At 46.3% G+C, this 20539-nt stretch carries 17 protein-coding genes; 10 read left to right on the forward strand and 7 right to left on the reverse strand.

The window, feature by feature from the left end:
* Positions 1-299: 299 nt before the first annotated feature.
* Together H595_RS0114980 and H595_RS0114985 are read right to left on the reverse strand one after the other, a co-directional pair.
* Positions 300-1199, reverse strand: a complete 900-nt coding sequence (locus tag H595_RS0114980; protein ID WP_027671941.1) for a recombination-associated protein RdgC — start codon at positions 1197-1199, stop codon at positions 300-302.
* A 49-nt stretch (positions 1200-1248) separates the two neighbouring features.
* Entirely contained in the window at positions 1249-2991 is a 1743-nt protein-coding gene (locus H595_RS0114985; protein WP_027671942.1) for a sensor histidine kinase, read from the reverse strand.
* Between the two features lie 189 nt (positions 2992-3180).
* On the opposite strand from H595_RS0114985, the gene H595_RS0114990 reads away from it, so the two are divergent.
* The 7 genes from H595_RS0114990 (at position 3181) to ung (ending at position 10761) form a co-directional block, all read left to right on the forward strand.
* The gene (locus H595_RS0114990; RefSeq protein ID WP_027671943.1) at positions 3181-3546 is read left to right on the forward strand and encodes a response regulator; all 366 of its coding nucleotides are present in this window, start codon (positions 3181-3183) and stop codon (positions 3544-3546) included.
* Positions 3543-4157 carry a hypothetical protein gene (locus H595_RS0114995; RefSeq protein ID WP_027671944.1) on the forward strand — a complete coding sequence of 205 codons (615 nt, stop codon included), beginning with the start codon at positions 3543-3545 and terminating at the stop codon, positions 4155-4157. Before H595_RS0114990 ends, H595_RS0114995 begins: the two co-directional genes overlap by 4 nt.
* Positions 4157-5116 carry a sensor domain-containing diguanylate cyclase gene (locus H595_RS0115000; RefSeq protein ID WP_027671945.1) on the forward strand — a complete coding sequence of 320 codons (960 nt, stop codon included), beginning with the start codon at positions 4157-4159 and terminating at the stop codon, positions 5114-5116. The genes H595_RS0114995 and H595_RS0115000 overlap by 1 nt, the downstream gene beginning before the upstream one ends.
* A 262-nt stretch (positions 5117-5378) precedes the next feature.
* Entirely contained in the window at positions 5379-7838 is a 2460-nt protein-coding gene (thrA, locus tag H595_RS0115005; protein WP_027671946.1) for a bifunctional aspartate kinase/homoserine dehydrogenase I, read from the forward strand.
* Positions 7839-7843: 5 nt separating this feature from the next.
* The gene (gene thrB / locus H595_RS0115010; protein WP_051219933.1) at positions 7844-8812 is read left to right on the forward strand and encodes a homoserine kinase; all 969 of its coding nucleotides are present in this window, start codon (positions 7844-7846) and stop codon (positions 8810-8812) included.
* A gap of 9 nt (positions 8813-8821) precedes the next feature.
* The gene (gene thrC / locus H595_RS0115015) at positions 8822-10105 is read left to right on the forward strand and encodes a threonine synthase (protein WP_027671948.1); all 1284 of its coding nucleotides are present in this window, start codon (positions 8822-8824) and stop codon (positions 10103-10105) included.
* Positions 10105-10761 carry a uracil-DNA glycosylase gene (gene ung, locus H595_RS0115020; RefSeq protein ID WP_027671949.1) on the forward strand — a complete coding sequence of 219 codons (657 nt, stop codon included), beginning with the start codon at positions 10105-10107 and terminating at the stop codon, positions 10759-10761. Before thrC ends, ung begins: the two co-directional genes overlap by 1 nt.
* A 43-nt stretch (positions 10762-10804) precedes the next feature.
* Here ung and H595_RS23900 read toward each other — a convergent pair whose 3' ends face one another.
* From H595_RS23900 to tal, 3 genes are all read right to left on the reverse strand, one after another.
* Positions 10805-10978 carry a DUF3545 family protein gene (locus H595_RS23900; protein WP_084153613.1) on the reverse strand — a complete coding sequence of 58 codons (174 nt, stop codon included), beginning with the start codon at positions 10976-10978 and terminating at the stop codon, positions 10805-10807.
* 114 nt (positions 10979-11092) lie between these two features.
* Positions 11093-12712, reverse strand: a complete 1620-nt coding sequence (gene pgi, locus H595_RS0115030; protein ID WP_027671950.1) for a glucose-6-phosphate isomerase — start codon at positions 12710-12712, stop codon at positions 11093-11095.
* A 25-nt stretch (positions 12713-12737) separates the two neighbouring features.
* Entirely contained in the window at positions 12738-13688 is a 951-nt protein-coding gene (gene tal / locus H595_RS0115035) for a transaldolase (protein ID WP_027671951.1), read from the reverse strand.
* A gap of 205 nt (positions 13689-13893) precedes the next feature.
* Here tal and H595_RS0115040 point away from each other — a divergent pair, with 205 nt between their 5' ends.
* From H595_RS0115040 to H595_RS0115050, 3 genes are all read left to right on the forward strand, one after another.
* A complete protein-coding gene (locus H595_RS0115040) occupies positions 13894-15504 on the forward strand; it encodes a tetratricopeptide repeat protein (protein WP_027671952.1) in 1611 nt (536 codons plus the stop codon).
* Between the two features lie 25 nt (positions 15505-15529).
* Positions 15530-16306: a peroxide stress protein YaaA gene (gene yaaA, locus H595_RS0115045; protein ID WP_027671953.1), complete on the forward strand. Its 777-nt coding sequence runs from the start codon at positions 15530-15532 to the stop codon at positions 16304-16306.
* Between the two features lie 115 nt (positions 16307-16421).
* Positions 16422-17720, forward strand: coding sequence for an inosine/guanosine kinase (locus H595_RS0115050; RefSeq protein WP_027671954.1), 1299 nt, complete (start codon positions 16422-16424; stop codon positions 17718-17720).
* Between the two features lie 406 nt (positions 17721-18126).
* Here the strand turns inward: H595_RS0115050 and H595_RS0115055 are convergent, their stop codons facing one another.
* The gene (locus tag H595_RS0115055) at positions 18127-19179 is read right to left on the reverse strand and encodes a S66 peptidase family protein (protein WP_027671955.1); all 1053 of its coding nucleotides are present in this window, start codon (positions 19177-19179) and stop codon (positions 18127-18129) included.
* A 131-nt stretch (positions 19180-19310) separates the two neighbouring features.
* Positions 19311-20534, reverse strand: a complete 1224-nt coding sequence (srmB, locus tag H595_RS0115060; protein WP_027671956.1) for an ATP-dependent RNA helicase SrmB — start codon at positions 20532-20534, stop codon at positions 19311-19313.
* Positions 20535-20539: the final 5 nt, after the last annotated feature.

Consider the following 20539-nt stretch of genomic DNA (forward strand, 5'->3'; position numbering starts at 1 on the left):
ACTAAGCAAAGGAATGCGCCAAGGCACAGGATGCGCCCCACCCGTGGTGAAAACACTGAACCAGGAGGTGAATAACGGCTAAACGACACAAAACAGAAGAAACAGATTGCTGTTGGCAAAACAGGCGATCATGGCTAAACTCGCCCCCAATTTACTGCCGCTAGCCAACGCAAATAAAGCCACTCAGGCTGCAATCGATATATCTACTATATAAGCAGAAAACTCAAACACCGGGCTTGTCCAACAACAGGATTAAGTCGCGGCTGCGCGCGACCTATCCTTGTTTATTAGGCTGGGGATTAGTCAGTAGCAGAAAGTTGCTGGCTAATACTTAGTAGCGCACTATTGAGTGCTGATGCCATCAGTAACAAATCGGCGTCTAACCTTACCGTTAAGTCATCCCACCCCAGTTCATCATTTTGTGCTGTAATCAAATCATGAAACTTAATCCGCTTGATAGCACCATCGTCGGTAATGGCCACTGATAGCCCTTCGTGTTGCTCCAGACTAATGCTAGTGACCAGCTTATCTTCCAGATGACTTTGTACTTCAGTGGTGGTGAGTAAATGATTACTGAACTTTACCTTGGCGCCTTCTTCGTCTGGCGCTTTTAGCTCAGCATCTGAACCCTGAACAAAACCTTGTGGAAGAGCTTTATTTTGTAACCACAACTGTAAATGAGCATTCAACTTGTGATTATCTAGCCAGGGCAATGCGGGTAGCGAACCTAATGCTTTGCGAAGCAACGCTAACACATCTTCAGCCTTACCTGCGCTGCCACTATTAATGACGAGCCATTGATTTTCAGCATCGTAATAGCCCTGAGTCAGGGTAGAACGGCTAAACGCACGGGGTAATAGACTTTGTTGCAGTTCTTCTTTTAGGCTTTGTTTTTCTTTACGGCTTAATGGACGCCCTTTCTCTTGTTCTAAAGCTTCTAGTTTTGGCTGCATTTCTTCGTTAATAACCGCCGCAGGCAAGATCTTTTCCTGACGTTTTACGGCAAAAAACAGCATGTGTTGGCAAGCATGGCAATACTGCTTAATACTGGCATGTAGTGGGAAGCTGAAACCTGATTTCACGGCGTCCTGTGCACTTAACGGTGTAAAGCGGAATTCAGTTAACGCTTGTTCCCACACTGCCATATCAGTGCTTAACGGTGCACTGAGCTTATAAACCCGAACGTTTTTAAACCACATAATCTACTCAATACAAAAAAACCGGTCCGCAGTATAACGTGTTACCGCGTTATATTTTCAGATTTTTCGGAAAACAAATGTGGTAGTGCAAGCCTTTACCCACTTCGCTGCTAACCTGAACACTACCACCTAGTGTCTGGCGAATTAAATTATAAGTAATGTGCGTGCCAAGCCCGCTGCCGCCTTGATCTCGTTTTGTGGTGAAAAACGGGTGAAACAGTTTCTCTAATTGCTCGGCAGGTAAGCCTTTGCCGTTATCACTGTATTTAATGTCTACATTCTCGCCTTCATCTAATACGGTGATACGTACTAACCCGTCTTGCATGTCTTCGAAACCATGGATCAGCGAGTTCATCAATAAATTGGTGAAAATCTGAGAAATTGCCCCTGCGGGGCAGCTCAGCATAATATTGTCCGGACAATTTACTTCAATGTTATGGCGGGTTTTTTTAAAGTTTGGCTGCAAAGATCGGATAACTTCATTCAGATAGTCAGCGAGGTTAATCGTTCGTACAGCTTCACTGGTTTGATCGACAGCAATTTGTTTAAAGCTGGCAATCAGTTCAGAAGCCCTGACCAAGTTCGACTGCAATAACTCAGTGCCTTGCGAAGCTTCTTCAATAAAGTGCTCCAGTGTTTTTGGTGTTAGTGTTTTATCTTTATAGGCTACATCAAGAGCTTGTAGTTTTTCTGCTAAAAAGCTGGTTGCGGTAACACCAATACCTACAGGTGTATTCACTTCATGTGTAATACCGGCAACGAGACCACCCAATGCCGCCATTTTTTCCGACTGTACAAGTCTATCTTGTGCCTGTTTAAGATCGTCAACAATTTTTTCTAACTCGGTTTGCTTGCCGCGCAAAGCATCTTCCGTATGACGACGGCGCTCTATTTCTTCGCGCAAGCTTTGCTGTTTTACTTCCAGTTCCTGCTTCTGTTGTTGTAAATCCATCATAGCCTGACTTAAACCCGAAGTTTTGCGTGCGACTTCCTGTTCTAACATCAAATTTTGCTGGTCAAGCTTTTCATTGGATAACATTAATTGCTTTTGCGTAGACTCTAGTTGGTTCTTATAATCTTCTACCCGACCAATTAAACGGTTAAAAGCGTCCGCCATCACGCTGAGTTCTGAGGTCTCTTCATGCTGTATCTCAACTTTTGCACCCTCAAGCTGGTCTAATTCCAAGTCTTCTATTTGTTGTGTCAGTTCAGTAAGCGGTAGCGTTAGTTGTTTTCGAAATGCCATTAAAAACAAAATGATAAGAAAAGTAGTTTTTAGCATCGCATTACCGACCAGAAAGTAAATGCCGACTTTAATACGATCAATAACCACAGCCCGGCTAGAAAACAACGTCACATCACCAACTTGGGTTGCACGGCCGGAAAATTCGAAAATAAGGGGAAAGGTATAGCCAAATATACCTGATTGTTGTTCAGTTAAGCGAATGCCTTCACGCACCAGCTGAGTGCTAAAGCGTTCTTGAATATTAATATAACGACCCAATTGAGTGATGACTGCACCACTGTCATCTCGAACTATGATGCCTTCGATTGCTGGGATTGCTAATAAGCCATCAGCAATAATCATTGCTTGTTGCGTGTTAAGTTCCCAAATGGCGCGGGTCAGACTTCCAGAAAAGGTTTGTTGTAAGGTTTCCAATTCACCATTGATATGATCTTTAGTGTTAAAGTACTCTGCGACAATCTGGCCCACCGTTACCACGAACGTCAGTATAAAATACACCGACAATACTTTGGTTAACAGCTTACGGGACAAGCTTTTATGCTGCATGGAGGTACCTTGTGTGGCGAGTAGATTGTTTTAATACTATCACTACCATAACGAATAACCGGCAGTTTGCAAATAGTCCATAGAGATCTGAGCTATTTATAGCTCAGATATTGCTTTATAGTGATGCAATGTATATATTTTTTAACCAGAATATGCCAATACCCACAATGATAATACAGGCTGCAGTTCATGGCTTTAACCGCGTTAATATGTGACGACTCTTTACTGGCACGTAATCAACTTAAAAAATCTTTGCCAGCCGACTTCGATGCAAGCATCACTACTGCTTCCAATGGCCTGGAAGCGTTGGCTGTTTTACGTTCGCAGGAAATTGGTATCGTGTTTCTTGATTTAACGATGCCAGAGCTTGACGGCGTTGGTGTTCTTGAAGCGATTAAAGCTGAAGCAATGGATTGTTTGGTGATTGTTGTTTCTGCCGATATTCAGCCCGAGATGCAAAAGCGGGTGATGGAGCTGGGAGCTCTAGCTTTTATTCAGAAACCAGCAAGTGCTGCTAAGCTTGCGGATGTTATGCATAAGTATGGTTTGATATGACTGAATTACGTTTCACGGAAGAGCAACGCGACTGCTTGCAAGAATTGATAAACGTAGCGATGGGGCTGGCGAGTGATAAACTGGCGCGTTACCTGAATACATTTGTCCATTTACAAGTGCCCGCGATACGGCTGGTCGACACTGAGCAACTACCAGAACACTTTGCCAGTCGCTATGAGCAGCAAAGCGTTACGATGATAAGCTTAGGTTTTTTTGGCGATCAAGGCTTGCGTGGTGAAACGATCATGTTGTATCAACTGGCAAACGTTGATGTTATTGCAAAATTGTTGGGCTACAGTAATGACGATAGCTCTGAAGCCGAAATGCTGACCGATATCAGCTCAGTGCTAACGACGACCTTTTTAAACGGCTTGGCGGAACAACTCGAAAACAGTTTTTCGTATGCTGCGCCACGTATTTTGTCGAGCAGAGATCAACATTTTGCCGATAAACTGGCATCTACGGCTGAGCAGTGGCAATTGGCGTTGCAGGTTGATATTCGTTACCAGCTAACCGACTATAGTTTCAATTGCGATATGATTTTACTCATACCGGGCGAGGCGATGATGCGGCTTCGTCTTATATTGGATCAGTTCCTGGCCAGTTTTTGATGCAACTTGATTGGTTAGTTCAACCTCTACTTACACAGCTTAATACCGGAGTTCTGGTGTTAGATGCTGCGCATAACATAGTCTATTTCAATCAATTTATTGCAAGACGTGCAGATATCCAGCTCTCTGATGTCAGCGGGCGCTTGGTATATGACATTTTTGCTGATGCCCCAAAAGCTTGGCTGCAGCGTAAGATTGACGGCGTACTGGCATTACAGTCACCAGCATTCAGTAGTTGGGAACAACGACAATATATTATTAAATTACCGCATTTGCGCCCGGTTAGCAGTGGTAGCCAACATATGGCTCAGAACTGCAGCATGTTGCCGTTTAAAGCTCCGAATAGTGCTGAGCAGTTTGTGTGTTTGCTGATTGAAGATGCGACTGATGCCTATGTCTACCAGCAGCAACTGCAACACAGCATGGCGCAGCTTGAACTTGCAAACCGAACTGATGGCTTAACCGGGGTGTTTAATCGAAGACACTGGCAACATGAGCTGGGGCAGGAAATACAGCGTGCCAAGCGTTACCAGCATCCTTTGTCATTACTGCTATTTGATCTTGATAAATTTAAACAGTTAAATGACCAATATGGCCATCAAGGCGGTGATGCAGTATTAATTGAGTTATCAGGCATTATAGCGGCGTTGTTACGCGATACTGATGTTCTCGGGCGTTATGGCGGAGAGGAGTTTGGTGTCATTTTGCCTGAAACCGATATGGCTGGTGCCTTACTGGTAGCTAATCGTATCTGTGCTGCTGCTGGGCATCAAATGCTATTTAATGGCCATTATATCAACGCGACAGTAAGCATCGGTGTGTCAAGCTTCAGCGGACAAACGATTGATGAACTTATTCAACAATCTGATATTGCGTTGTATAACGCAAAACGGCAAGGGCGAAATCAGGCAGTAGCTTGGCAGCAACAACCTGAAACCTACCTTAAAAAGGTAAAATAACCTACGCGGTTAATTAGTCATTGACAGACGTCTATAAGTCTGTGCATAGTGAACACAATGAAAATAAAAACGACTGTACTCACCACCATTATTATTACCACCACCCGTTCGGGGTAGGGGGTCGGCGGTGTGTTGTCTAAAAAAGACCCGTGACCTCAACTGTCACGGGTCTTTTTTTTAGCTCTGCTTTCAGAGCTGTTACTGAATAAACAAGTGTCGCGATAACTGACAATAACAGTAATTAATGCGCAAGGAGTTTTACATGAGGGTGCTCAAATTTGGCGGGTCGTCGTTAGCGTCGGTACAGCGTTTTGCTGAGGTTGCACAAATAGTGCGGCAACTGACATCGATAGATCGTATTTGCCTGGTGCTATCTGCACCACAAGGCGTCACCAATACGCTGGTTGAGCTGACTGACATCGCTTACCTGGGCTCGGACTTTAGCCCGTTATTGCAACAGTTACACCAACGTTACCAACAGTTGACAGAGGATGCGGCACAATGCTTTCCTGCTGCCCAGCTGGATCAGGCGCGCTTGGTCATTGCTCATCAATTGACGCAATTGCAAGCACAGTTGACGGGCGTACAACTGCTGCGTCACTGTCCGGATCATATTAAGGCACAGATCCTTGGTTTAGGAGAGCAGTTTAGTGTCGCGTTGATGACGGCTTTGTTAAACGCTAACCAGGTACAGACTGTCGCGCTAGATGCCGTAACCTTGGTTAAAAGCAGTGGCGACTACTTAAATGCGACTGCAGATGTAGCCGCATCAGAGCAAACTCTATCCCAGGCTATTACCGGTCAAAGTGCTCAGGTATATGTTATTGCGGGTTTTGTCTCAAGTAATGCCCAGGGCGAAACCTGTTTGCTGGGACGAAATGGTTCTGATTATTCTGGCGCTATTGTTGCCGCTAGTATCCGCGCTTCGGCGTGTGAGATATGGACTGACGTGGATGGGGTTTACAGTGCTGATCCGCGCCAGGTTAAAAATGCCAAGTTAATCGATAAGTTGTCATACGATGAAGCCATGGAGTTGTCGTATTTTGGTGCCAAAGTACTGCATCCCAAAACTATTGGGCCTTTAGCCCGCTACAATATCCCCTGCTTTATCAAAAATACGCTTAACCCTGCAGCGCCAGGTACCTGTATTGATAACAATGGTGAAGGTGATGCATTAGTTAAAGGTATTTCGAGTCTGGAACATCTTAGTTTGATCACTGTCTCAGGTCCTGGCTTAAAAGGTGTGGTTGGCATGGCGAGCAGAGTGTTTGCTTCTATGGCTCGCTCGCAAATATCAGTAAGCTTAATCACGCAGTCGTCGTCAGAATTTAGTATTAGTTTTTGTGTACCGCAGTTGCATTTAACTGCCGCTAAAAAAGCACTACAACAAGAATTTGAACTGGAATTGCAAACTGGCTTACTGCGGCCTTTTAGCATATTGTCAGATATGGCGATTGTAAGCCTGGTAGGCGATGGCATGCGTCAGCATAGGGGCGTTGCAGCAAAGTTTTTTGCTTCACTGGCTCAGGCGCGGGTGAATGTGGTTGCTATTGCTCAAGATAGCAGTGAGCGGTCTATTTCCGCAGTTATTGAGCAAACCGCTTGCAAGAATGCAGTTAAGGTGTGCCATGAGAATTTCTTTAGCCACATTCCCAGTATTGATGTGTTTTTGGTTGGTTGCGGCGTGGTAGGTAGTGAGCTTTTAGCCCAAATCCAGCGCCAACAAGCGTTTTTACACAGCCGTCAGGTTAAAGTGACCGTATATGGTATTGCCAATAGTAAGGTCGTACTGCTCAATAATGATGGTATTGACTTACAACATTGGCAACAACAACTTAGCAGTAGCTCTCAAGCGTTCTCGCTGGCAACGTTAAATCAATTTGCGCAGCAACAGCATCTTACTAATCCTGTGTTAGTGGATTGTACCAGCTCAGAGCAGGTAGCGTCGCAGTATGCTGATTTCCTGGCGGCAGGTTTCCACGTTGTTACGCCAAACAAAAAGGCCAATACCGCGTCATTTGCCTACTACCAAAAGTTACGTCTGTTAGCGCAGCAGCACCGCCGCCGTTTCTTGTACGAAACCACAGTGGGTGCTGGGTTGCCGGTCATTGATACGTTACAAGGCTTATTAAATGCTGGCGATGAACTGCTGGCGTTTGAAGGGATTTTATCTGGCTCTTTGTCTTATATATTTGGTGAACTGGAAGCGGGTGTATCGTTATCCGATGTTACACAAAAAGCCAAAGCACTGGGTTTTACCGAGCCAGATCCTCGTGACGATTTATCTGGGATGGATGTTGCCCGCAAGTTGCTGATTTTGGCACGTGAAGCCGGCATGACGCTGGAACTTAGCGATGTAGAAGTGGAATCGGTGTTACCAGCCGGGTTTGCTGCTGACGTTAGTATCAGCGATTTTATGGCTAAATTACCGCAATTAGATGCCGCCTTTTCACAACGTATAAGTGCAACTAAAGCAGAAGGAAAGGTGCTGCGTTATATTGGCGAAATTGTCGATGGTAAGTGTAAAGTGGCGATTAAAGCGCTCGCCGCAGATCATCCACTGGCCAAAGTGAAAGACGGTGAAAATGCCCTGGCCATCCACACGCGCTATTATCAGCCAATCCCATTTGTATTGCGCGGTTATGGTGCAGGTGCTGCAGTAACATCGGCTGGGGTATTCAGTGACATTATGCGCACGCTTAGCTGGCAGCAACAGGTGTAATAACAATGCAAATATCTTTAGAAGTAAGTTCCGAACGGTTTTTAAAGCGTTATTACGCGCCGGCATCAACCGGTAATTTTTCGGTAGGCTTTGACCTGCTTGGCGCTGCGTTTGAACCGGTTGATGGTGCGTTGTTTGGTGACGTATTGGATATTTGCGCCGAGCAAGCTGACATGACGTTAGACATTGTCGGCCGTTATGTTCATCAGCTACCAGCCGATCATACAGATAATCTGGTGCTAAGTTGTTTCTATTCATTTGAACAAAAGGTTGGCCGCACATTGCCGCGCTTGTCGTTGCGTCTGCATAAAAATCTGCCTGTAGGCAGTGGTCTGGGCTCCAGTGCCTGTTCCATTGTAGTGGCCTGTTACGCTTTTAATGACTATTTTGGTAACCCTTTAACGCAATCTGAGTTGTTGCAACTTATGGCGGAAGCGGAAGGCGGTGTTAGCGGCAGCATACATTTTGATAATGTCGCGCCATCTTACTTTGGTGGTTTGCAGTTGATGTTGCCGCAAAGTGCACAAATCTGCCGCGGCTTACCCTGGTTTGACCATTGGCGTGTGGTGCTTAGTTATCCCGGGACTGTGCTGTCAACGAAAGCCGCACGTGCGGTGTTGCCGCAGCAATTAGCGCTGAGCCACAGTATTGCTTTTGCCGGAATGCTGGCTCGGTTTGTCAGCGCACTCTACGAAAAAGATGAAGCTGACGCCGTAGCGGCTTTGCAAGATCTTGTTGCTGAACCGGCCCGCGCACCTTTAATACCCGAATTACCGCAGTTGCGTGCTGCACTGACAGAGCTGGGCATTTTACATTTGGGGATTTCCGGTGCAGGTCCCACCTTGTTTGCCCTGTGTCGCGATGAGCAACAAGCGCAACTTGCGGCTGAATATTTATCACGGCATTATGAGAAAAATCAGGACGCGACGACACAAATTTGTCGTTTGTCATTAGCCGGCGCCAGGGCGCTGTAGGAATAAGACATGCAGTTAACCAATATCAAAGTACCTGCTGAGCAGGTAAGTTTTTTACAAGCAGTTCGTCAGGGGTTAGGTCAGCAGCAAGGACTGTTTTTCCCCACCAGCTGGCCTAAGCTAGACATCGACAGTCTGTTGTCAATGTCCTTAGTTGAACGCAGCAGTGTCATATTGCAAGCGCTAATTGGTGATGAGTTAAGCGCTAGTGATATTAGTAACATGGTTGCGAACGCCTTTACGTTTCCGGCACCGCTGGTTGAAGTTACCGCCGATGTAGGCTGCCTGGAGCTATTTCACGGTCCAACATTAGCGTTTAAAGACTTTGGCGGTCGCTTTATGGCGCAGGCTCTAGCCAAAGCACAGGCGGGTAAAAAAACGACCATTGTCACTGCAACCTCTGGTGATACGGGCGCAGCTGTTGCCCATGCTTTTTACCAGCAAGCAGGCGTACAAGTGGTTATTTTGTTTCCTAAAGGCAAAATCAGCCCTTTGCAGGAAAAGCTATTTACCACCTTGGGTGAGAATATCAAAACATTGGCAGTGGCAGGCGATTTTGATCAGTGTCAGGCGTTGGTTAAGCAAGTATTTGATCACAAAGCTTTGGTAGACAAGCTGAGTATAAACTCCGCTAATTCAATCAATATTAGTCGGTTACTTGCACAGGTTTGTTACTATTTTGAAGCTATGGCGCAAGTGCCTGCTGCGCAACGTGATCAGGTTGTCTTCGCGGTACCTAGTGGTAACTTTGGTAATTTAACCGCAGGTTTAATTGCTAAAGCATTAGGCTTGCCGATAAAACGTATGGTCGCCGCAACAAATGCTAATGACACCGTGCCGCGCTATTGGCGCAGTGGCGAATGGCAACCCAAAACGACCGTTGCGACACTGTCTAATGCTATGGATGTAGCTGCACCGAATAATTGGCCTAGAGTGGAAGCCTTGTTGGCACAAGGCGTTATTTCGCGTGACGATATTGAAGCGGTGATGGTCGATGAAGATGATACCGTTATAGGTGTACGTCAGCTGTCGCAACAAGGTTATCTGAGTGAGCCTCATGCTGCTGTTGCGTATAAAGCCCTAAAACGTAGTCTATTGCCAGGGGAGTACGGTATTTTTCTTGGTACTGCGCATCCGGCTAAGTTTAAAGAGCAGGTAGAAAATATTCTTGGTACACCGATAGCGTTGCCAGATGTATTAGCACGCTGTGCGGCAGAGCAGGGACTGAGTATTGATATACCGGTCGACTTTAATGTGTTGCAACAGGAGCTGCTTAAGCTGGAGCAAGTGTAATGACATGGCAACAGTTACTCGGTGAAGAAAAACAACAGTCTTACTTTACTGACACCCTGGCTAATATTGAGCAGGCTAGACTAGCCGGACAAGTAATTTATCCACCACAGAGTGATGTGTTTAACGCGTTTAAACTTACCGAGCTGGACAAGTTGAAAGTGGTGATTTTGGGACAAGACCCTTACCATGGTCCTAATCAGGCGCATGGTCTGGCGTTTTCTGTACGCCATGGTGTGCGGGTGCCTCCTTCACTGCAAAATATGTACAAAGAGTTGTTGTTAGAATATCCGGACTTTCAGATCCCCGCGCATGGTTGTCTGGATGACTGGGCGAAACAAGGTGTGTTGCTATTAAATACGGTGCTAACAGTAGAGGCAACTAAGCCAAACTCGCACCGGCATTTAGGTTGGGAGAAGTTTACCGATAAGGTTGTCGCGCAAATAAACGATCAATGTCAGGGCATTGTATTTTTGCTTTGGGGCGCACACGCGCAGAAAAAAGGCCGGTTTATCGACAGGCAACGGCATGTTGTGCTGGAAGCGCCGCATCCGTCACCTTTATCTGCGCATCGAGGCTTTCTGGGTTGTGGCCATTTTAAACTGGCCAATGAGCTACTGGTTAAGCAGGGGAAGCCCCCGATTAACTGGCAACTCTAGTTCGGCCAAAAAGCAAAACGCCCGCAGCTAACTGCGGGCGTTTTTACAATTCGATATCGGCCAACTCTGGTTCTATGGTCCAGTCGATGTCGTTTAGCTCCTTCTTCAGTCGCTGCCGCTCTTTCAACTGTTCTATTTCGCGCCATTTACGCTTTACCGCACGAGGTTTGGCGGCAGGGCGTTCCAACATATTCAGTAAGTCTTCGAAGCTTTCCATCGTGTGGCCTCTCTGATAGTTGTTGTTGTTATTTTCAACAAATTATTTATCACACTTTGTGTGAAAATAAAACAACTAAGTGACAATACGATTACAGCAACGCCAATATCCTGATCATTTTTGTGCGAGAAAAGCCGCTATTAATTGTTGGGTTGAGCTATCCAACGTATCTGTTGGTGCTCCCGCCAGTGCTTGATAAATTGGGCCTGACAGCTGCTTACCCAGTTCAACGCCCCATTGGTCAAAGGAGTTGAGATCCCATAATACGCCCTGACAAAACACCTTATGCTCATACATCGCAATTAATGCACCAAGATAGTAAGGCGATAACTCTGGCAACAGTAGGGTATTGCTGGGCTTATTGCCTGGCGAGACTTTATGTGGTGCCAGCGCAGCGGCTTCTTCAGCAGACATGCCTGCGGCCAGACATTCAGCAGTGGCCTCTTCCCGTGTTTTGCCTTGCATTAATGCCTGAGTTTGCGCAAAACAATGTGCTGCCAAACGTTGATGATGATCAGTAAGCACATGAGCCGGTTTAAGTGGCAATATAAAATCGGCTGGGACGGCTAAGCGGCTTTGATGCAATAATTGATGATAAGCATGCTGGCCATTAGTGCCAGCATCACCCCATATTACCGGTGCAGTCGCTGCGGTAAGTGCATGGCCATTTACATTAACGCTTTTGCCGTTTGACTCCATATCAAGCTGCTGCACATAGGATGGTAATAACCGCAGATAGTGACTGTAGGGTAATAGTGCTTGTGCCTGACAATCATGGCCATTGATATACCAAATGCCAAGCAGCGCTAAAATAACCGGTATGTTTTGGCTAAACGATGTTTCGATAAAATGTTGGTCCATGGCTTCAGCGCCACAGAGCAATTGGCTAAAATGCTCTGAACCAATCATCAGCGCAACCGGAAAACCAATAGCAGACCACAATGAATATCGTCCGCCAACCCAGTCCCACATAGGGAGAATGTTTTGCTCGACAATCCCAAATTCTGCGGCGGCAGCCACATTTGATGACGTCGCCCAAAAATGTTGGGCGATGGCAGCACTATCAGCACCACTGTCTTTAAACCATTGCCGTATTGCTAGCGCATTTTGCTTGGTTTCTTCGGTGCCAAAAGACTTTGATGCAACAAAAACCAGTGTAGTGGCAGGGTCTAGCTTTTTGACGATATCTGAGACGACAGCGCCGTCTATATTACCGGCAAAGTGCAGTTTAACCGGGCTGCAGTGATAAGGCGTTAGCGCTTCTAACGCCATTTGTGGCCCCAACAATGAACCGCCGATACCAACCCAAATTACATCGGTAATAGGGGTGCCGGTATAGCCAAGATATTCTTGCTGGTGCAGCTGTTTTACCAGCGCTGTCATTCTGCTGCGGCAATTGGAAATTGCAGCCCCGATGTCTTCACCATCTAGCTTAAGGCCGTCAACATCGGCTTTGCGCAGCATCATATGCCAGACGCTACGCTGTTCTGTGTTATTAATTTTGTCGCCTGCCAGCATTGCGTTCAGTACTGGCTTAATCTGGCTTTGTTCTGCCAACTGTTGCAGTGCTTGCCAACTGTCTGTGTTTATGAGGTTTTTAGAGTAGTCCAGCGTCATACCCAAGGCCTTGGCCTGAAAACGCTCTGCCCGTGATGGATCATCAGCAAATGCCTGACGTAACGAGCCTTGTTGCGATGCCAGTGCTTTAAGCGCTGGCCATGGTAAAACAGACATACTCTACTCCCTTATAAAATAAAGATTAAAGTGCTTGCTGGATAACGTGTTCCAGTTTGCGCTGATCAATTGCAAATTTACGAATGCCTTCAGCCAATTTTTCTGTTGCCATGGCATCTTCATTTAATGCCCAGCGGAACTCTGCTTCTGTTAGTGGCACCGGTGCTGGTGTTGTTGCGCCATCATCTTTTAGATGCACGGCCAAGTTACCTTGCTGTTGGCTTAATTCAGCCAATAATGCCGGGCTAATGGTTAACCTGTCACAGCCGGCAAGCGCTAATACTTCACCGGTGTTTCGGAAGCTGGCGCCCATCACAACCGTGTTAAAGCCGTGTTGTTTGTAGAAACGATAAATGTCGCGCACCGATACTACGCCCGGATCTGTTTCTGCGGTGTAATCTTGTCCTGTACTGGCTTTATACCAATCTAAAATACGACCGACAAAAGGCGAGATAAGGTACACACCGGCCTCAGCGCATGCCCGAGCTTGTGCCATATGAAACAGTAGGGTGAGGTTACACTGGATGTTTTGCTGCTCCAGGATCCTTGCTGCCTGAATACCCTCCCAGGTGGAGGCCACTTTAATTAAAATGCGATCGGTATCTATGCCATTTTCTTTATACAAAGCAACTAGTTGTAAGGCTTTTGCCACTGTAGCATCCGTGTCAAATGATAAGCGGGCATCGACTTCTGTTGAGACGCGTCCCGGTACCAGTTTACTAATAGCAGTGCCAACATCGACCGCAAATTTGTCACAGGCCAGGCTTAACTGCTCTGCTGAATCCGTTGCGTTTCGTTTAGCGTAATCAACAGCACCGGTTAACATTGGCTTGGCAAACGCTAACTGGCTGGCATTTAGCAATAGGCTAGGGTTAGTTGTCGCATCCACCGGACGAAATTGTTCAATGGCAGTTAAATCGCCGCTATCTACCACAACAGTGGTAACGGCTTTAAGTTGGCTAAGTAAGTCGTTCATATAGTTTTATTACCGTATTTTTGATCACATTCTAGTGATTCAGCATTTAATAAGCAATTAATGTAGGAATATTACTACATTAATTGCGTGTCAAAGACGTTTAAGCATAATAGCGTTGTAGGGTAAAAGTAAGTTACTATATTGCCAGATTTTACCGAACCTGGTTTCGTATTTTGTTGTTGGATTAACTTAGCACAGGAACTGAATGATCTCCCAAGCTAGCTTCTATAAAAGCAAGAGACTGTTGTTAGTCGAAGACTGCGAACCGGTGCGTGCTTCCATTAAAGGTATGTTGCAGCAAATAGGTTTCGAAGATATTACGGCGGTTGCTGATGCAACCCAGGCAATGCCATTGGTTAAAAAAGACAGTTTTGATTTTATTCTGGCTGATTTTGATCTTGGTAGTGGTAAGGACGCTTCACAGTTTTTTGCCGAACTCAGTCAACAGGGATTAATGCACGTTAACTGCTGTTTCCTGATGTTTAGCGCTGAGCCAAGACGAATGCCGGTGCTTGGAGTACTGCATGGCTCGCCAGATGGATTTATCTTAAAGCCTTTTTCCTATGTAGAATTGGAAAAACGTTTGACGAAAGCCTGGAGCAGCCGTGCCAAACTTCTCAAAGTGTATTCAGCGTTGCAGCGTAAAGATTACGAGGCGGCTAAATTAGCGCTGGATAAAATTATCAACGCAGTAAATTCATCTTCTTTGCAGGCACTTAGGTTAATGGCTGAAGTACTGCTGGCAGAAGGTAATTTTAGCGCTGCGGGTAAATTATATGAGCAAGTGACACAACAACGTGATTTCAGCTGGGCAAGGTTAGGGCAGGCTGTAACGATGTTGCAGCTAGGGGAATACCAGGACGCCGAAACCTTACTCATCACATTATCAGACTTAGATGATATTCGCCCAGAAGCTTTGGAATGGCTAGCATGCCTTTACCTGCGCCAAGGGCAGGCCGAGCAAACGGAAAAACAGTTGGCAGAGCTGCTGCGAATGCAAAACAGCCACATTTCAGCACACCTAGCCACAGCTTGCAGCTTGCAGATACATGACAAAATTGATGCGTGCAGCAAATATTGGCAAAAATTAATTCAGCAATATCGGTTTTCTGCTTTCGACCAGCCAGACTATTATTTTGCGTTTGCAAGGTTGCAATTGGAGCAGGCGCTGCTCGCAAAGCCAGCCGACTTTAGCGCACTCTTGAAAAAATCAGCAGATGCTTTGGCTATGCTACCGCAAAAATTAACCACGGAGCATGCTGAACCCGTAATTGCTGTGCTGCGCGCCAGAATAAGCTTGTTGCAGGGGAATATTGCCGACGCGAGGCAACAGTTTTCTCTGCTTGAGTCTGAAGCTGCTGCAACAGAGCCCGCTGCAATACACGACAGAGCAAGGTTGGCTTTTGCACTGGGAGACATAAAGGCTGCCGACAACTACATGGCGCAGTTAAAGGAGTTTGTGCCAATAACCGCTAATTTGACTGGTGAATGTCAGCGTTTAACCGCGCAGTACCTATATCGGCAAGAACAGCAACGACGAGCACAGATCCGTCAGTGGAGTCAGGCTGGAATAGACCAGACCGTTGATGCTGAGCAGTCCTTGTCTATGCTGCGAAAGGCCTTTGTTTTTATGCCTTGTAACGCAACCCTCGTGCTAAATTTGCTGCAAACATTGAGTCAGTTGCCCGTAAGCAAGCCTTTGCTATCCTTAGCCAAATTTGCCATGACTGCATTGGAGTTTAGTCATAAAACGGCTTCACATCAGGAACGTCTGGCTCAATTGTTAACGCAATTACCAGACGCCTATCTCGATTAATTACTTCGCTAACGTTGGATTTTTTATGTTACTGCTTGTATCGCCTGCCAAAGATCTCGATTTTGAACCATTGACTAAAACGCTGCCGTTTACCCAACCGCAAATGCTAGAGCCAATTCAACAATTGGCCGAAGTGTGCAAATTGTTAACACCAGCTGATTTATCATCACTGATGCATATTAGCGACAAGCTAGCAGGGTTAAACGCGGCTCGGTTTGCCCAGTGGCAATTACCCTTTACTGAACAGAACGCAAAAGCCGCGTTATTTGCTTTTAACGGGGATGTCTATCAGGGGTTGGATGCAGCTAGTTTAACCGATGATGATATTCACTTTTCCCAACAGCATCTGCGTATTTTAAGTGGTTTGTATGGCGTGCTTAGGCCGCTGGATTTAATGCAGCCATATCGACTGGAGATGGGCACTAAGCTGGCTAATCCGGCTGGCAAAGATTTGTATGCTTTTTGGCAGGGTCGTATCACCGCATGTTTAAATGAACAGCTTAGCAATATTGCCTCTGATGTGGTCGTTAATTTAGCCTCGCAAGAGTATTTTAAAGCAGTCAAAACAAAACAGCTTAATGCGCGCCTTATAACGCCAGTATTTAAAGATTATAAAAACGGTCAGTATAAAATCATTAGCTTTTTTGCTAAAAAAGCGCGGGGATTGATGGCGCGTTATATTATTCAACAGCGTTTAAGTAAGCCTGAGCAGTTAAAAGCCTTTGATTTAGCAGGTTATGCTTATAGTGCTGAGCAGTCGACCGCCAATGAGCTGGTGTTTTTACGCCAGAATACAGAATAGTTCCTGGCTAGGCGCCTGCAGAACCGACTCTGCTGATTGATTCAACATTACGTCCGTCCGAATTTTTGTTACAATGCCGCTCTTTGCCGGTAGCGGCTTAAACCTGGTATGACAGATGAAATTTCCCGGCCTGCGTAAAATTAAACATTATTTCCCGGTATCCCAGCCTAAACCTCAATTGCCAAGTTTTGAAGTAAGGCCCGAGCTGGATACCTATATCGTTGGTTTGGATCAAACTATTGTCGATGTTGTGGCCAGCGTAAGTGATGATTTTCTGCAAAAGTATAGTATCCGCAAAGGGCTATCCAACCTGGTTGAGCATGGCAAAGCCAATTTAATCTATCAGGAACTGGTGGCGCAGCTGGCCATTTCTGATCACTTTGCCGGTGGTACTATCGGCAATACTATTCATAATTATTCTGTGTTGGCGGATGATAAATCGGTGCTGTTAGGTGTGATGTCAGCCAATATCGCCTTAGGTTCCCCAGCGTATCACTACGTTTGCCACACTAGCTCCAAAGTTGACATGAACCATCTGCAAGGCGTTGCGGGTGATATTGGCCGTGGTATTACCATGATTACGCCAGATGGTGAGCGTACTTTTGTTATTGACCCCAGCGATATGGACGAACTAAGCCCGGAATATATTCCAACCGACATCATTGCTGGTGCCGCAGCCTTTGTTGTTAGTGCATACCCACTTCGTGCAGTGGATAAGCCTATTCAGCAGGCGATGTTAAAAGCACTGCAAGATGCCAAAGCACACAATGTGCCGGTGGTGATGAGTTTAGGTACCCGCCACTTGGTAGAAGAAAATCGAGAGCAAATTCTTAAAACCATTAATGACTACGTAAATGTGTTAGCGATGAATGAACTTGAAGCAGAAGCGTTAACCGGCTTTACGGATCCGCTTAAAGCGGCTGAAGCGATTTTAAACCATACCGACATGGTGCTTATCACCGCAGGCCCGGAAGGGTTATATCTGTGTGGCCACACGGATGAAAATGTAAAACGCGAAAGCAGCAATCCAATAAAGTCGGCCAGCCTGGCAGATTTTAATCAATATGAATTTAGTCGCCCTATGCTGCGAAACTGCTGCGATGAGCCATTAAAAGTGTATTCGCATATCGACCCTTATCTGGGTGGGCCAGAGCGCATTATGAACACCAACGGCGCCGGTGATGGCGCGCTGTCAGCAATATTGCATGATATGGCGGCAAACCATTTTCATAAGCAAGTACAGCCGTTATCAGGTAAACACGAACAGCCGTATTTAGCCTATTCCTCGTTCGCGCAAATTTGTAAGTATGCCAACCGGGTAAGTTATGAAATTCTGGTGCAAAACGCACCGCGTTTATCCAAGGGCTTACCCGAGCGGGAAGACAGCCTGGAAGAGGCTTACTGGGAGAGATAATCACTCAGGCATGATGAAGTGGTGGCGCTGCGCAACGCGCTAAGCTGGTGTCTCGATAGCGCAGCCACAGAGTGTCTGAGTAAGCCATGGATGGCTTACGACAAATTCTTAGGGAAAGAATTTGAACAGCGTTAGCTGGCCCGAAGGGTGATGGGCAGGATTGCCCATCATAGTTGCTGTGGCGAGCATAGCGGGATTTCCAGCTTAGACGTTCAGTAGTAAGAGGATCCGCATTACTCACACCGACACGCCGTAAATACTTCCCTGTAGGCTCGATTATAAACTTCATCCATGAAGTTTATCCTGCGGACCAGCACAGCTGTTCAAATTCGCTCCCGGCGAATTTGTCAGCATCCTGGCCTGCAACGGTCGGTTTAGAATAATCCGAATCCTCTACTGGTTAGCATTAACTCTGAAACACGCTTTTCAGCAACCGGAAAGTTCCGGCATCGGCATCCAGTTCTACGCGGCCACCTACCGGCACAATAAATTGCTGTTTAATATGACCAATCATAGCGCCCCGGTAAGCAGGAATATTTAGCGGCTTAATATGGTCGTCAAAAATTTGATCCATGGTAAGCCAGCCATAACCGCCGCCTGGACTACAATCGGTACATTCACCGAAGATAAAGCCCGCAATTTTATCCAATGCGCCCATCAGTTTTAATGTGCTTAACATGCGATCTACCCGATAGGGAGCTTCTTCAACATCTTCAATAAATAAAATTTTGCCGCTAAAATCGGGTAAATAGGGTGAGCCTGCCAGGGCGGTTAACACCGTTAAATTGCCGCCAATTAGCTCACCTTGCACCTTACCGCCGGTAATGGTTATGGTGCGGTTTTGTCTTGGCGCCAGTTCATCTTTGGCATCAATTACATTTTGGTACTGCATTAGTTCACGTTCGAAAAATACCCGCCGGAACTGGTCGGCATTAAAACTGTTCCAGCTACCGGTACCATTAGGCCCGTGAAACGTTACCAAGCCAGTTTGCGCATGAATCGCATTATGCAACGCGGTAATGTCAGAATAACCGAGCAAAATTTTGGGATTGTTGCGGATCAGCTCGTAATCTAATAGCGGCAGTAAGCGCGCGGCGCCTGAGCCTCCGCGCAGACAAATAATGGCTTTGACATCTTTGTCGGCAAACATGGCATTAATATCGCCAGCGCGTTCTGCATCGGTACCTGCCAAATGGCCACGGCGGGCCGTTAAGTGCGGGGCCGTTTTCACGTTTAATCCCAGAGCGGCCATAACTTCTTCTGCAATTTGTACGTCAATTTTATGGTCAGTGGCTTTTGATGGGCTTACCAAAGCAACAGTGTCGCCCGGATTTAATGCTACTGGTAATAGCCGTGACTCAGTGCGTCCGGCAGGAGCTGCAATCACATTGGCGCAACTAACCAGCGGGACTAAGGTGGCTGCCAAAGCGCAGCTTTTTATAAATTGACGTTTATCCATAGCACTATCCATCGTTGATAAATAATTTATTCAACATATCAATAGCAGCTTTACTAATTAATTCCAACCGGTGTGGGTGAAAATGCGATAACCGCCCGATTTTTACCGGCGGCGGTTATCGTTGGACAAGGTTACTTTTTGGTTTTCTTTGCTGCTTTTTTAGCCGCAGCTTTGGTGGGCTTTTTCTTTTTCACCGGTACTTTAGCTTCTTTATTATTTGGCCGCAGACTATCGACAATACGGCGTTTTAGTTTTTGCTCGTGGTAGCGCTCAACCTTGGACAATATGGCCATGTCATGTGCTTCAACTAATGAGATAGCGGTGCCTTTTTTACCGGCCCGGCCGGTACGGCCAATGCGGTGTACGTAAACGTCGGCGGTACGCGGCATGTCAAAGTTAATTACATGGCTAATATCGTCGATGTCCAAACCACGAGCGGCAATATCAGTAGCGAGCAAAATATTTACCCGGCCAGAACTAAAACGCTCCACGGCTTGCATCCGTTTGTCTTGTGGCATTTCACCTTGCAGCCAGCCACAGCGTAAACCAGCGGTTTCCAGCTGACCGGTTAAGCTAGCCAGGCGCTCGCGGGTTTTAATAAACACAATGGCTTTGGTTACATCAGGTTGTTTCAGTAAATGGATCAGCAACGCCAGCTTATGCTGCGCATCGTCGGCTAAATGCACCCATTGCAGTATTTTAGCTTTTTCTTTGCGAGAGGGGATGGCTTCCAATCGTTCCGGCTCTTTTAGCGCATTGCTGGCAAAGCGCTCAAGGTTATTGCCCTCAAGTGTGGCTGAAAATAAGAAGGTTTGGCGTCGACGCCGTGCTTCAAGCACAATGCGATTCATTTCACCAATAAAGCCCATATCCAACATGCGGTCGGCTTCATCGAGAATAAGCACTTCTACTTCATCGGCCTGAAAGCTTTCTTCATCTAAATATTCAGTTAACCGGCCCGGTGTTGCGACAAGGATATCGTTGTTTTTTTCTAAGGTATCTTTGTGGCTGCCATAGTTAATACCGCCGGTTATCACACCGACATTTAAGCTGGTGTACTGGGTAAAATGTTTAAATTCGTCATACACCTGATAGGCCAGTTCTCGGGTGGGTGTCATCACCAGCACCCGGGCAAACCCGGGATCTTTGCGGCCAAAATCGAGCAAATATTGAATAGCAGGCAAGACAAACGCCAGGGTTTTACCGGTGCCGGTAGGTGCACTGGCTAAAATATCTTTACCGTCCAGTGCTAATGGGATCGCCATTTCCTGGATCAGCGTTGGCTGGTCAAAACCACGGTCACTAATGGCACGGGTAATGTCGTCGTCCAGTTGAAAATCTGCGAATGTTGTCATCTTGT

It is taken from the genome of Rheinheimera baltica DSM 14885 (assembly GCF_000425345.1).
Lineage (GTDB): Bacteria > Pseudomonadota > Gammaproteobacteria > Enterobacterales > Alteromonadaceae > Alishewanella > Alishewanella baltica.